Source organism: Shewanella litoralis, assembly GCF_009828585.1.
Lineage (GTDB): Bacteria > Pseudomonadota > Gammaproteobacteria > Enterobacterales > Shewanellaceae > Shewanella > Shewanella litoralis.
Genome location: NZ_WSRZ01000001.1, coordinates 352,745 through 366,673 on the forward strand (window position 1 = coordinate 352,745; position 13,929 = coordinate 366,673).

The 13,929-nt window shown below is 43.9% G+C and carries 13 protein-coding genes; 8 read left to right on the top strand and 5 right to left on the bottom strand.

Annotated features, from left to right (window positions below; genetic code table 11):
- Positions 1-50 precede the first annotated feature (50 nt).
- Positions 51-2,090 (bottom strand): oligopeptidase A, encoded by a 2,040-nt coding sequence (gene prlC / locus GQA99_RS01665; protein WP_160052106.1) that lies wholly within the window; start codon positions 2,088-2,090, stop codon positions 51-53.
- Between the two features lie 307 nt (positions 2,091-2,397).
- On the opposite strand from prlC, the gene GQA99_RS01670 reads away from it, so the two are divergent.
- The 3 genes from GQA99_RS01670 to gorA all read left to right on the top strand — a co-directional run bounded on the left by GQA99_RS01670 (position 2,398) and on the right by gorA (position 5,197).
- Complete coding sequence (locus tag GQA99_RS01670) at positions 2,398-3,162, top strand: hypothetical protein (protein ID WP_160052107.1); 765 nt, start codon at positions 2,398-2,400, stop codon at positions 3,160-3,162.
- 67 nt (positions 3,163-3,229) lie between these two features.
- Positions 3,230-3,754, top strand: coding sequence for a hypothetical protein (locus GQA99_RS01675; RefSeq protein ID WP_160052108.1), 525 nt, complete (start codon positions 3,230-3,232; stop codon positions 3,752-3,754).
- A gap of 87 nt (positions 3,755-3,841) precedes the next feature.
- A complete protein-coding gene (gene gorA / locus GQA99_RS01680) occupies positions 3,842-5,197 on the top strand; it encodes a glutathione-disulfide reductase (RefSeq protein WP_160052109.1) in 1,356 nt (451 codons plus the stop codon).
- A gap of 89 nt (positions 5,198-5,286) precedes the next feature.
- On the opposite strand, the gene GQA99_RS01685 is transcribed toward gorA, so the two are convergent.
- Positions 5,287-5,937 (bottom strand): TetR/AcrR family transcriptional regulator, encoded by a 651-nt coding sequence (locus GQA99_RS01685; RefSeq protein WP_160052110.1) that lies wholly within the window; start codon positions 5,935-5,937, stop codon positions 5,287-5,289.
- A gap of 109 nt (positions 5,938-6,046) precedes the next feature.
- Here GQA99_RS01685 and GQA99_RS01690 point away from each other — a divergent pair, with 109 nt between their 5' ends.
- Positions 6,047-6,931 (top strand): LysR family transcriptional regulator, encoded by an 885-nt coding sequence (locus GQA99_RS01690; protein ID WP_160052111.1) that lies wholly within the window; start codon positions 6,047-6,049, stop codon positions 6,929-6,931.
- Between the two features lie 78 nt (positions 6,932-7,009).
- Here GQA99_RS01690 and GQA99_RS01695 read toward each other — a convergent pair whose 3' ends face one another.
- From GQA99_RS01695 to ardA, 3 genes are all read right to left on the bottom strand, one after another.
- Positions 7,010-8,311: an anaerobic C4-dicarboxylate transporter gene (locus GQA99_RS01695; protein WP_160052112.1), complete on the bottom strand. Its 1,302-nt coding sequence runs from the start codon at positions 8,309-8,311 to the stop codon at positions 7,010-7,012.
- Positions 8,312-8,581: 270 nt separating this feature from the next.
- Positions 8,582-8,935: an acrylate reductase cytochrome subunit ArdB gene (ardB, locus tag GQA99_RS01700; RefSeq protein ID WP_160052113.1), complete on the bottom strand. Its 354-nt coding sequence runs from the start codon at positions 8,933-8,935 to the stop codon at positions 8,582-8,584.
- A gap of 28 nt (positions 8,936-8,963) precedes the next feature.
- Positions 8,964-10,484: an acrylate reductase flavoprotein subunit ArdA gene (gene ardA, locus GQA99_RS01705; RefSeq protein ID WP_160052114.1), complete on the bottom strand. Its 1,521-nt coding sequence runs from the start codon at positions 10,482-10,484 to the stop codon at positions 8,964-8,966.
- A gap of 303 nt (positions 10,485-10,787) precedes the next feature.
- Between ardA and GQA99_RS01710 the strand changes: the two genes are divergently transcribed.
- From GQA99_RS01710 to GQA99_RS01725, 4 genes are all read left to right on the top strand, one after another.
- The gene (locus GQA99_RS01710; RefSeq protein WP_160052115.1) at positions 10,788-11,606 is read left to right on the top strand and encodes a hypothetical protein; all 819 of its coding nucleotides are present in this window, start codon (positions 10,788-10,790) and stop codon (positions 11,604-11,606) included.
- Positions 11,603-12,238 carry a type 1 glutamine amidotransferase gene (locus GQA99_RS01715; RefSeq protein ID WP_160052116.1) on the top strand — a complete coding sequence of 212 codons (636 nt, stop codon included), beginning with the start codon at positions 11,603-11,605 and terminating at the stop codon, positions 12,236-12,238. The genes GQA99_RS01710 and GQA99_RS01715 overlap by 4 nt, the downstream gene beginning before the upstream one ends.
- An 86-nt stretch (positions 12,239-12,324) precedes the next feature.
- Positions 12,325-13,125, top strand: coding sequence for a COG4705 family protein (locus tag GQA99_RS01720; RefSeq protein WP_160052117.1), 801 nt, complete (start codon positions 12,325-12,327; stop codon positions 13,123-13,125).
- Positions 13,126-13,150: 25 nt separating this feature from the next.
- Positions 13,151-13,909: a COG4705 family protein gene (locus tag GQA99_RS01725; RefSeq protein ID WP_160052118.1), complete on the top strand. Its 759-nt coding sequence runs from the start codon at positions 13,151-13,153 to the stop codon at positions 13,907-13,909.
- Positions 13,910-13,929 lie beyond the last annotated feature (20 nt).

Genomic DNA, 13,929 nt, shown 5'->3' on the forward strand with positions numbered 1-13,929 from the left:
TAAAAAAACCGACAATCAATGCCGGTTTTTAACGGGTTTACATTAATGATTTATGCGGCAATACCACTGTGACGCAGTAATGCATCAGTGTTTGGCTCGCGGCCCATAAAGCGTTTAAATAGCTCCATTGGCTCTTCACTTCCGCCCATTTCAAGAATATTATTTAAGAAGCTCTTACCGGTTTCTGGGTTAAAGATGCCTTCGTCTTCAAAACGTGAGAACGCATCAGCCGATAACACTTCAGCCCATTTATAGCTGTAATAACCTGCAGCATATCCACCAGCAAAAATGTGGGCAAAACCATGCTGAAAACGGTTAAAGCTTGGCGGGGTTAATACCGCGATTTGGCTGCGCACTTCATCTAAAATACCTTGGATATCGACACCTTTTGCAGGGTCAAACTCATGGTGCATTCTAAAGTCGAACAACGAGAATTCAAGCTGGCGCACCATCATCATGCCTGACTGGAAGTTCTTTGCCGCTAACATTTTGTCGAGCAATGCTTTTGGTAATGGCTCGCCAGTTTCGTAGTGGCCAGAGATTTCCGCTAAGGCTTCTTCTTGCCAGCACCAGTTTTCCATGAACTGACTTGGTAACTCTACGGCATCCCAAGGCACACCGTTAATGCCCGATACGCCGCCAACATCAACTTTGGTTAGCATGTGGTGAATACCGTGGCCAAACTCGTGGAATAACGTAGTGACTTCGTCGTGGGTAAATAACGCCGGCTTGCCGTCTACTGGGCCATTAAAGTTACAGGTTAAGTAAGCCACTGGTTTTTGCAGACCGGTAGAGGTAATACGACGGCCACGACAATCGTCCATCCATGCGCCGCCACGTTTACCGCTGCGAGCATATAAATCTAAATAAAAGCTGCCACGGTGCTCGTTATCGGCGTCAAAAATATCAAAGAAGCGCACGTCTTTGTGCCAGGTATCGATACCTTTTTGTTCGTTAATCGTTAAGCCAAATAGCTTGTTAACGGTAAAGAATAAGCCTGATAATACTTTATCTTCTGGGAAGTACGGACGTAAAATTTCTTGCGACACTTCATACTTGTGTTGCTGCAGTTTTTCGGCATAAAAACTTAAGTCCCATGAAGCCATTTCGCTGACATCATAGTGCTCTTTAGCAAAGGCGCGTAGTTCAGCCAATTCTGTTGCCGCCTGGCCTTTTGAACGCTGACCTAATTCATTTAAAAAGCCCAATACCTGCTCTGGTGACTCTGCCATTTTGGTGGCAAGTGATTTATCAGCATAGCTGGCAAAACCCAGTAAATTGGCTAACTCATGGCGTAATGCCACGATTTCGTTCATGTTGTCGGTGTTATCAAACTCGCCAGCATTTGGGCCTTGATCAGAGGCGCGGGTGACAAATGCACGGTAGCATTCTTCACGTAGCTCACGGTTTTCGCTGTAGGTCATCACCGGTAAATAAGAGGGGAAATCAAGGGTAAACAACCAACCTTTTAGCTCTTTGGCTTCAGCCATTGCTTTAGCTGCGGCCACTGCCGACTCAGGTAAACCCGCTAAGTCAGCCTCGTCGGTAATCAACTTGGTCCAGGCTTCTGTGGCGTCTAATAACTGGTTAGAAAAATTGCTCGTTAGCTCAGATAGACGCTTAACAATCTCGCCATAACGCGCTTTTTGACCATCATCTAAGCCAATACCCGACAATTCAAAGTCGAGTAAGCTTTGTTCAATAACCTTTTTTTGTGCTTGGGTTAACTGAGCAAAATCAGCTGATTGATGAATTGATTTATACGCCTCATACAACCCTTGATGTTGGCCAACATAGGTGCCGTAATCAGATAATAATGGTAAACAGGCATCGTGGGCATCACGCAATGCATCACTGCTCACTACCGAGTTCATGTGCGACACCGGTGACCACGCTTTACTTAATTCGTCGTCCACTTCTTCAAGAGGTGCAATCAGGTTGTCCCAGGTATATAGGCTATTTTTAGCCAATAACACTTCAATGGTTTCACGACATTTGGCAATGGCTTGCTCAACCGCAGGCTGGATGTGTTCTGGTTTAATTTTAGAAAACTCGGGTAACGCTGCGCTATTTTGCAATGGATTGCTCATAAAGATTCCTCGAAATAATTCGTGTGACGACTTACATAGGGTCAATTGGGTATATTGGGTCAATTTGCTGCGTTTTCAAGATCTATTATCGCGATGAATGAATTAACGATTGAACTGCTGAGTTGGCTCTAGCGTATTATTCACTGAAATAAAGTGACTGTATCCACAGTTTTAATTTACACTTAATTTACAATTTTATTATTGTTTACCACGTCTCAAACGAGACTGATTATCATTTAATTTATGATTTAAACAGATACCATACTCATTACCAGCGCAACTCTGTACCATAACCTTGGGCCAACACATGACCTTTGATTTTTATAATGTAAGTCGTAAACATGGCGTTACTGCCATTCTTTTACCGGTATTTTCGGTACTTAGCTTAGCACTTTCAACACCTGCATTAGCCCTAGCCGATACTCAACCTAGCTTTGGCTTAGATGTAGGCTGGGAGAACCATTACATTACTGAGGGTCGCGACAACCTAGATAAAGGCGGCATTGCCTGGGCTGTTGCCAGCGTTGAACATAATGACATGGTGGTTTTTGCTGTGGTTGGCCGAGCAGACCAGGTACATTACACCGAATGGAATGCTGGGTTAGAATACAGTTTATCTCTACACGATGACGTTGATGCCACTATAGGCTACCAACGCCTGGAATTTTATGGCGATGAACGCGCATCCGACAATGAATTTTTTAGTTCAATCGCCTACAGCGGTATTGACTGGTTAGTCCCCGCCGTCAGCTATACGTATGCCACTGAAGCGTCTGGTTATTTTGTTACCCTGAGCGTACACAGCCCTTGGGAACTCAACCCACAACTCACGCTAACACCTTATGTATTGCAAGGGTTTGATTTTGGCTACAGTAGCGAAGACCACGACGGTGCCAACCACTTGCAACTTGGTCTAGAAGCAGAGCATCAATTTAGCGATAATCTTGCGATTGCCGCCCATATTAGCCACAGCATTGCCTTAGAAGACATTAAACAACAAGCCCGGATTGACGGCCAACAAGGCAGCTTAAACGAAACTTATGCGGGTGTATTTATCAGTTTGGGCTTTTAGCAGATTCGCGTTTTATCATTGTGCGACTACACTGAGTGGTTAATATTTAATCGCGCAAGGAATGCTCATGCTAACCCGCCAAGTTCAATACGCTGCTATCTGGGGCGTATTGTCGATAACCTTTTTATGGTCTTCCTCGGTAGCCGTTGCCGCTGAGCTCAATCAATTAAATAAACAACCGTCTAAAAATACCACTGAGCTTAGTAACGACAACGCCAATGATCTACCACCACAATCCGCCAGTGACCATCAAGGTAATCGCATCACACTACCCACTGAAACGAGTTCAGCATTAGAGTATCGCGCCGACGATATTTACCTCAAACCGAGTTTGCAACAGCACATCGATGCCAATCAATCACCTCATTTTTCATCAAGTCAAACGCGGCCAAGCATGGTCGACGATCCTAGTTGTCGTTGGTTAAATAACCGTATAAAGCACTTACAAAAAAAACAGCGCCAAACTCAGCACAGTCAATTTAGTCATTATCAAGATGAAATCGATATTAGAGAGGACGAATGGGCTTGCCTTAAGTGCGCAACCAGCGGCCCAGGTAACGTTGACCGTGGTGCATGTCAGCATAAGCGTTAATGCGTCGCACTAACACAATAAGCAAACGACTAGATTGCAAACACAATCCCCCCTACAATGGAGCCATTAATCGTAGTGGAGATCATCATGGCTCAACATTTTGACTATATCGCGCTTGGCGCAGGTAGTGGCGGTATCGCCTCAGCAAACCGTGCAGCAATGCGTGGCGCAAAAGTTCTTATTATTGAAGCAAAGCACGTTGGCGGCACTTGCGTTAACGTGGGTTGTGTTCCTAAAAAAGTCATGTGGTATGGCGCTCACGTCGCTGAAGCCATGAACTTATACGCCAAAGATTATGGTTTTGATGTGACCGTCAATAAATTCGACTGGAACACCTTAGTTGATAACCGCGAAGCCTATATCAGCCGTATTCATGCAGCTTATGGCCGTGGCTTTGAAAGCAATAAAGTCACCTTATTGAATGGTTATGGTCGCTTTGTTAATAACAACACCATTGAAGTAAATGGCGAGCACTACACCGCTGACCATATTACTGTTGCCACTGGCGGCGCGCCGACTATTCCTGATATCCCTGGTGCCGAATACGGTATCGACTCCGACGGTTTCTTCGCCCTGCGTGAGCAACCTAAACGCGTTGCTGTGGTTGGCGCAGGTTACATTGCCGTTGAAGTGGCTGGTGTATTACACGCCCTTGGTAGCGAAACCCATTTGTTGGTTCGCAAACATGCACCACTGCGCAACTTTGATCCTATTTTAATAGATGGGTTAGTGGAAGCAATGGCTACCGACGGCCCAACATTGCACACTCACAGTGTGCCAAAGTCAGTTAGCAAAAATGCTGATGGCAGCTTAACCCTCGCGCTTGAAAACGGTGAAAGCTTAACGATTGATTGCCTGATTTGGGCCATTGGCCGTTCACCATCAACGGGTAATATCGGCCTTGAAAATACCGATGTGCAATTAGATGCTAAAGGCTATGTGATTACTGACGATCAACAAAATACCACAGCTAAAGGTATTTATTGTGTTGGCGACATAATGGCGGGTGGTGTTGAGCTGACCCCAGTTGCCGTTAAAGCAGGTCGTTTATTGTCTGAGCGCTTATTTGGCAATATGCCAAATGCTAAGATGGACTACAGCTTAATTCCAACCGTGGTCTTTAGTCACCCAGCGATTGGCACTATGGGATTAACAGAGCCAGAAGCTGCCGAAAAATATGGCCAGGACAACATCAAGGTTTACACTTCTACCTTTACCTCGATGTACACTGCTGTCACCAGCCATCGCCAGGCGTGCAAGATGAAGCTAGTGTGCGCAGGCGAAACAGAAGTGGTTGTCGGTATTCACGGTATCGGTTTTGGTATGGACGAAATACTCCAGGGCTTTGGCGTGGCAATGAAAATGGGCGCAACTAAAGCAGACTTTGACTCAGTAGTGGCAATTCACCCTACTGGCGCTGAAGAATTTGTTACCATGAGATAAAGTAAGCTATTAAAAAGTCACACTAAAAAAGCCGTGTTAGGGTTAACACGGCTTTTTTGTTGCAGAAAATTTGCTAATGCATAACGCGTTTATGAAGAAAGTGCTTTACTGGCTTCGTTATCTTGTAACCATTGTAAAAACACTTTTATCCCGGGAGGGCGTTTTTGTGAGTGGCCCATCAACTGGGTCATGGCAAAACTAAACTGATAGTACATTTCGGCATCATTTGGATGCTTTTGCGCATCATCGCTGTTGATCATCGCGCCGCGTAAATAATCGCACAGTAACTCACCACGATTAAATCCGCCAACTTCACCAATCTCTGTTAATGTTTGCGCATTCCATTGCTTATATTGCGAGCTCACAGACTCAAAGCGTTCACGATAATAATCACTGGCTTGAGATATAACGGCCTCATTAGGAATCACTCTGGCGATAACAAACGATTGCTCAGATAATATGCGATACAAGCGCTGACAATGATGGAATATATAGCGTAAATAAGGGTCACTATATTGCAGTGTATCTTGTTCTGCTTGCGCTAACCAATGACGGTAATCGGCACAGGCTACCGCCACAATGAGGTCAGCTTCTGAGCTAAAATGATTATAGATGGTGCCTTTCGATATCTGGCTGGCCTCAACTAAATGTGAACGGCACAAATCAAAGGTCTTGTGACCTTTTAAACAACGTTGTGACACCTCTATTAAGTAGTTTCCGCGCTTTTCCCAGCTCGTCATATCCTGCTCCAATATAAATCTTTATCACTTCACATTTACATCATAACAAGCTTTGTTGGTACTCAATATTGAGTAATACTGATACCACTATGCACTTATTCAATAGCCTATGTTAAAGATTGAATTATTAGAGAGTTTTATCGCGGTTGCTGAGTGTGGCAACTTATCAAAAGCTGCAGATAAAATTTGCCGAACCCAATCTACACTGAGCTTGCAAGTTAAAAAGCTTGAAGAAAGTGTCGGCCAAACGTTGCTGATTAGAGACAACAAAGGTGTCACCTTGACCGAGTCTGGTGAAACCTTACTTAGCTACGCCTATAAAATGATCCAGCTAAACTCACAGGCACTCGACGAATTAAAAGAGTGCAATAATCGTGAAGTGATCCGCCTTGGTGTGCCAACTGACTTTATAAAATGCTATTTAAACAGCTGCTTATTAGAGTTTATTCGTGAGTTCACCTGCATTGAATTAGTCATCGACACCGACGTTAGCGGTAATTTATACAAGCGGCTACATCAAGGTGAGTTTGACGTGATTGTTGCCACGCACTGGCAGTTACCCGTTAATGGCGAACTGTTATTTACCCGGCGATTTAAATGGGTTGCAGCGGCTAACGGTAACGCCCATTTACGTAAAACCATTCCAATGGGCTTATACCCTGAAAACTGCCCCATTCGAGCGCAGGTATTTGCTAACCATCAATTGTCTATGCGACCTATCAACGTATTACTGTCTACCCCATCGCCACAGGCATTGTGCATGGCCGTCGAGAATGATTTAGTGATTGCACCGGTAGCCGAATTTAGAATTAACGATAAAATGCAAGTGTTAGACCCACTTGAGCATGGCTTACCACCACTGCCGATGTTTAATGAGTCACTCTATCTCAATCCTGACACCCAAACCCATGCGACAAAACAGCTAATTGATTTAATTAAAGCCAACGTTGAAAACAAAGGTTATCAACTCGACAAGCCTATCGCGGTTATTTAAATCATGACTCTCGGTAGGTATTCAGGCTTAAGATAGGGTTATACCCATTGAGCGTGCTAGAAAGCACCTCAATAGTGCTTATAACATCATGCTACCAAACAAAAAGGCCAGTAACACACTCATAGCAATGGTGACCACACCAGGAATAAGAAACGGATGATTAAACACTGCCTTACCTATCCGCGTTGAACCCGTGTCGTCCATTTCAACTGCCGCTAATAATGTTGGGTAAGTGGGTAATACAAACAAGGCGCTCACCGCAGCAAACGATGCAATAGCCGTTAACGGACTCACGCCAATCGCTAACGCTGCTGGCATTAATGCTTTTGTTGTCGCACCTTGTGAATACAACAACATAGAGGCAAAAAATAACGCTACCGACAACAACCAGGGCTGGTTTTGAAGTAAAGTGCCTGCAATGTCTTTAATTTCATCAATATGATTAGATACAAAAGTATCACCTAGCCAAGCCACCCCAAGTACACAAATGCACGCTGACATGCCAGACTTAAAGGTCGACGCATTTGAAATTTTGCTGGCATCTAAGCGGCAAAACCAGGTAATTGCAGCCGCTGCAGATAGCATAAACAACATAATCGCCACATCGCGCGACAATACCGGGTTGCTAATTAAACCGACTTTGTCAGATATTGCGGTGGCATATGACATCACCGCAACAATCGCCACTAAAAAAATCGCTACCGAACGCTTAGCGCCAGGTAACAAAGTGACTTGAGTTGCCCCTCTGGTTTTCACTAAACCACTGGCTAACCGCTGTTGATAAATAGCATCTTCAGATAACGGTTTACCCAATAACGACGCGACGAGCGCACCAAGTAAGCAGGCAATAAAGGTAGATGGAATACACACGGCTAACAGCACTAAATAATCCACACCAAAAGGCTCTAAAATCCCCGAGAAAAATACCACGGCAGCAGAAATAGGCGATGCAGTAATCGCCACTTGTGAGGCAACAACGGCGATAGATAATGGCCGAGAAGGACGGATACCCTGCTCTTTAGCCACCTCTGCAATTACCGGTAATGTCGAAAATGCGGTATGGCCAGTACCGGCAAATAATGTCATCAAATAGGTCACTATTGGCGCTAAAAAGGTAATATGCTTTGGGTGTTTGCGCAGTAATTGTTCAGCTATCGACACCAAATAATCCATGCCACCCGCTTCTTGCATTGCAGCAATAGCAGTCATCACCGACATAATAATCAGCATGACATCAATCGGAATAGCGCCAGGCGCTAAGCCTAAACCGACAGTAAGAATTAACACGCCTACGCCACCAGCAAAACCTATCCCTATGCTGCCCATTCTCGCACCAAGGTAAATAGCGCCGAGCACAATTAGTATTTCAATTATCATCATAATGAGAACTTGTTAATTCCGGAGTCTTTGGCGTTATGGCAGGGATAACGGCTTTATGAAGACGGAATATTACTCTGTTGTGATTTAACGAATGTAGACGTGGATCAATTTACTGAGTGGAAATAAAGCTGAGGGAGTTATCAGCAGAATTATTAAGCAGTATATCGGTAAAAAATGACCTCTGAATTACAATAAAAATGCCAATCACATGATTGGCATTTATTGGGAGACATTTACAGACTCAAATAAGTCAGTTAAATGAAAGGTACTTTACCCTTTATGCTTGTCATATTTAAATGTATGACAGTTACTGCATAGCGGTTCTTTTGTTTTATGCTCTGAGTGACACTCCTGGCAAGGTAAGTCTTTACCGTAGTGAAGGTTGTTATGTGGGTTTTGCCACTTGTCTTCTTCGCTTCTGGCGGTTTTCTTTGCCAATTCATCAACATCATGACACTGCAAGCAAGATTGATCAGATGGGAACTGCTTGATGCCATTGTCATGACATGCTTTACAGTCTTTACCGATAACGTCTTTGTGGTAGTCGCGGATCTCAACCGCTTGTACTGATAAGCTGGTTAATCCAAGTAAAACCAGCCCAAGTATAATATTAAAGTTTTTCATTAATGATTCCTCTTGTTTACTGGTCTAGTTAAACTTTCATGATGCTGCGAGCGGCTGTCATGCCCATCACCATACATTCTGGGATAGAACAACTGCCTAAACGACTGATACCATGAATACCACCACACACTTCACCTGCAGCATATAGGCCCAAAATTGGCTGACCGGTAAAGCTGTCTTTCACTTCTGCTTTAGTATTGATCTGTACGCCACCTTGGCAGTAATGCACTTTTGGCCATAAACGAACCACTGTAAACGGTGCTTCAATGGTCTTATTTTTGGCTAAGGTCATGTCTTTACCAAATTGCGCGTCCTTACCCGACTTTACATAACCGTTATATTCTTCGATTTGGGCTTTTAGCGCTGCTAAAGGTACATTGAAGTGCTTAGCAAGTTCTTCAATAGTGTCGAACTTCCAACCGACATTGTACTTAATGACTTTTTCGGTATTTGGGTGAGCTTTAGAATCTTTAAAGCTTGAAATCAAGATAGGTGGATAGGGCTTACCTTGCTCATCACGACAGCTCAATTCGGCGTCAGCACGGATTTTACGGTCAGCAATTTCATTCATAAAACGCTTACCAGTTAAGCGGTTAACGGCTATTGAATGCGGGAAGTTAAAGATGGCGTAGTTAGACACATAACCAAAACCACCTTCGTCTGGTGAGGCCCAGGGACCAGATTGAATGTGCGCTAAATGAACAGGTACGGCACCTAAGCGGAACATTTCAAACATACCTTCACCGGTAGCACCTGGCGCGTTAGTACAGCCGACCTCGGCTGTTAATGTTGGGTCTTGCGCCATACGTAGATTAACGTTTTGCGCAAAGCCACCAGTCGCCATAATCACACCTTTTTTGGCGCGAATATTTAAGACTTTACCTGGCTGGTCTTCACCAAAGTGGTAGTTGGTACGCATTTTAACACCAACAACCTCACCTTTACTGCCGACTAGGAAACCTTCAAATTTTGAACGGTTGTGAGTATGTACACCAATACGTTTACACTCTTTGTACAAAGGTTGGGTGATACCTGCACCACAACTTACTGATGTTTGGTAAGTACGTGCAACCGAGTGACCACCTAATTGTTGTAAGTATGGGTGATATTCTGAGCCTGCATCTAAGGTCATTTGCAGCGCTTCTACCGCATGGGAAGCAACATGACGCAACAAAGCTTCATCAGCAATACCACGGCCGGAGGCCAACTGGTCATTAACCATTCTGTCGACTGAATCTTCTACACCTTCTTTCTTTTGCATTGGCGTACCAGGTGCTGCAAATAAGCCACCGTTAATCGCCGAGTTACCACCAAAGTAGGACATTTTTTCGAATATATGGACGTCTTTTGCGCCATGCTTGGTCGCTTCAATTGCGGCCGCTAGGCCTGCAAAGCCAGAACCAATAATAACGATTTCAACTTCTTTGTCCCATTTAACACCGTCAGCCTTTTCAGACACTGCCATTGCAGGTGCTACCATTGCTGCACCTGCAGCAATACCTAGTCCAGCAATAAACTTACGGCGCCCCAACAGATCTACATTGCTCATAGGTCATCACCCCTTTTGTATAATTGACGATTCATCATAGCGATGGAATCAATTCCAAAATGGGAACTAATGTTAATGTTTGGTGAAAAGAAGGCTCAATGTTAACTAATCAATTGTAGGTATTACTTTACAAGAAACTGTTAACTGGTTGCTGTTTTGGAATGCAGTCCAAGCTGTGCGACTGGTTTTTTATGCTGCAAATCGTTAACATATTTGCCTGAGGACGACCTCAACCTAAATAAATGCTTAGGACTTCACCCGGGGACGGCCCCATCTGTTCAGTTTCAGACAGGAGCCACCACCATGTTGTTTTATTCCAAATTCACTGCGATGTTATCTTTAAAGAACCTTGGCGATATCGGTCAATCTCAATCTCTCATTAAAAAAGCATCTAAATTCATACCTTACTTAATATTTTCGTTGAGCTTATTAAGTATAAATAGCCATGCAACAGAGCAGCAAGATCACAGCCAACATGCAGAACATCCGGTAAAAATGGGTTTACATGGAATGTTACTCTTTGGTAGTCAATACGGCCTTTTTGCCTCTCACTTGCCTATGTTCCATCAACCGCATAACGCGCAAGTGGTGTATCAATTGTCGTTTGCGGACCCCAAAATCCAGGCTGAAGTCATTAAGGGTATTCGCGCGTCTGCTAACAGTAATGACCCCGTTTGGACCATAGTGCCTACCACTTTTGATTTATCACTATTAGATCCACAGCACCCACAAAACATCACTCAACTTACGGTAGATGTGGTTAAAGGGCACTTTGAACGCGGTGGTGAAATGCAGTGGCAGGCACAAACAATCAATGTCGATAAAATGGAATTATTTAATCCATTACCACTTGAAAGTGGCTTAGCTAAAGAGGCTAACAACCATTACCTTAATCTCAATTATCAGCCAAATGACAAGGTGCAGTTTTTAGTTAACACACTCACCTCTCGCCCAGATGCTGACCATATTGTACGTCTTGATGAGGTAAATGCCTCTTTGCCTAAAACGGTAACACTCGCCGCAGATCAGCACTTATTTAACACTGAAGCGCAATTGTCTTCAGTGCTGCCAGAATTAACCAATGTGCATCGTATTTACCTTGAACTCGGTGAATTAAAATGAGAAATCGTACCCTCGCGGTATTTCAGCATCACCTCGCCGAAGGAGTCGGTCGCATTGGATTATGGGCACAGCATCACAACATCAAACTGGTTTGCTTTTATGCACCGGAGGATTTACCCAACTCGCTAACAGACTATGATGGTTTGATTGTATTAGGCGGGCCAATGAATGTGGCTGATAACCCGATGTGGATGCAAACTGAGGTGAAACTCATTCAACAGGCGTTAACGTTGCAGCGCCCCATTTTAGCCATATGCTTAGGGGCACAATTACTGGCGACTCAACTTGGCGGCCAGATCATTGAAATGCCAGCACCAGAACTAGGCTGGCAAGATATTCGCTTTAATGACGGCAGCATATTAACGGTTCCGCAATGGCATGAACAAGCCATCACCCTGCCGAAGGATATTGCGGTATTGGCCTCAAGTGGACAATGTCCGGTACAAATGTACCGCCACCAGCATGCCATTGGTTTGCAATTTCACCCTGAATGGGATGCCAAACAAATCGAGCAGCTGGCTGAGTTTTTTGCTGATGATTGCCCATTAACCAATGATCAACACACCGCAAAATATCAAAGCCAACTTGCATCATTTTTATTTGCACTACTTGATGCGCAATTTACCTTCTAGGCAAATAATTACTACCCTATGTTTGGCCTAAGTATTAGCCGGCATGATAGCGCTAAACCTGTTTCACCTATGGATTAGGAGTCCTTATGAAACCTTTAGCGCTCGCTGCCAGTAATACCACCACCACGAATAAAACCAACAACGCATGGCTAAATAAAGTGCCCGAAATCACATTGATTTTTTGGGTCATAAAAATGATGTCGACTACCGTTGGTGAAACCGCAGCAGATTATCTTAGCTTCCATCTCCACGTTGGCATGGTTAATACCAGCATCATCATGGGGGTATTATTAGTTGTCGCCTTATTGGTACAACTTAAAAAAAGCCAATATCGACCACACACTTACTGGAGCGTAGTCGTACTTGTTAGTATTTTTGGCACATTGGTTACCGATATTCTCACTGACAAACTTGATGTACCTCTACCATTATCGACTGTGGTATTTAGCCTGCTATTGGTGGCAACGTTTGGTTATTGGTTTAGCAAAGAGCGAACCTTGTCGATCCATTCGATTGTGACTTTAAAGCGCGAGTTATTTTATTGGCTGGCGATTCTATTTACCTTCGCACTGGGAACTGCTGTGGGCGATTGGGTGTCGGAAGATATGAATGTAGGTTATGGCATGTCGGCAATTGTATTTGGTGGATTAATTGCGCTGATAAGTCTAGGGTTTTATCGCTTCAAGGCGAATGCCGTACTGTGCTTTTGGCTGGCCTATATCTTAACTCGTCCACTGGGAGCATCCATTGGTGATTTGCTGTCTCAGCCCATTCGTAAAGGCGGTTTAGGCTTTGGTACCACTAGCACGAGTGTCGTATTTTTAACGATTATTATTTCACTTGTAGCTTATCTAACAATCCGCGCCAAACAACAAAATAGCCAATAATATAGCAGCATAAGTGAGCATCGATATGGGTACACTACCACAGCAAGTATTCACTAAAGTACCGCAAGTGACTTTAGTTTTTTGGTTGGTAAAAATACTTGCAACAACCCTGGGCGAAACGGCGGGTGATGCTTTATCAATGTCGCTTAACCTAGGTTATTTAATCAGCTCGATTATCTTTATCGCCATGTTTGCTACGGCCGTTTTCGTGCAAATCCGCAGCACGCAATATTCGTCAATGATTTATTGGACCACCATTATTGCTACCACAACAGCAGGCACTACCATGGCTGATTTTGCTGACCGCTCGTTAGGAATTGGCTATACAGGCGGTTCATTAGTGTTAATTGTATTGTTGTGTATATCATTTTCGACTTGGTATCGGGTCGCTGGCTCGTTATCGAATCAATCAGTCAACAACGTCAAAGCTGAATGCTTTTATTGGGTAACGATCTTACTTTCGCAAACGCTTGGTACTGCACTGGGTGATTGGACAGTAGACAGTGCAGGCCTTGGTTATGATGCTAGTGCACTAATATTTGGTAGCCTGTTATTAGTGTTATTAGCTGCCTATCTTTGGAGCTCGATATCTCGAACTCTTCTGTTTTGGCTAAGCTTTATTTTAACCAGACCTTTAGGTGCAGTGGTGGGTGACTTTTTAGATAAACCCATTAGCCATGGTGGATTAGAATTTAGTCGCTTTAGTGCGTCGGCCGCATTACTCTTTGGTATGGTGTTGTGTTTAATGTTATTTAAACAGCAAACCGCGACAACACATCATTAATAAAGACTTTTCATTTTGTG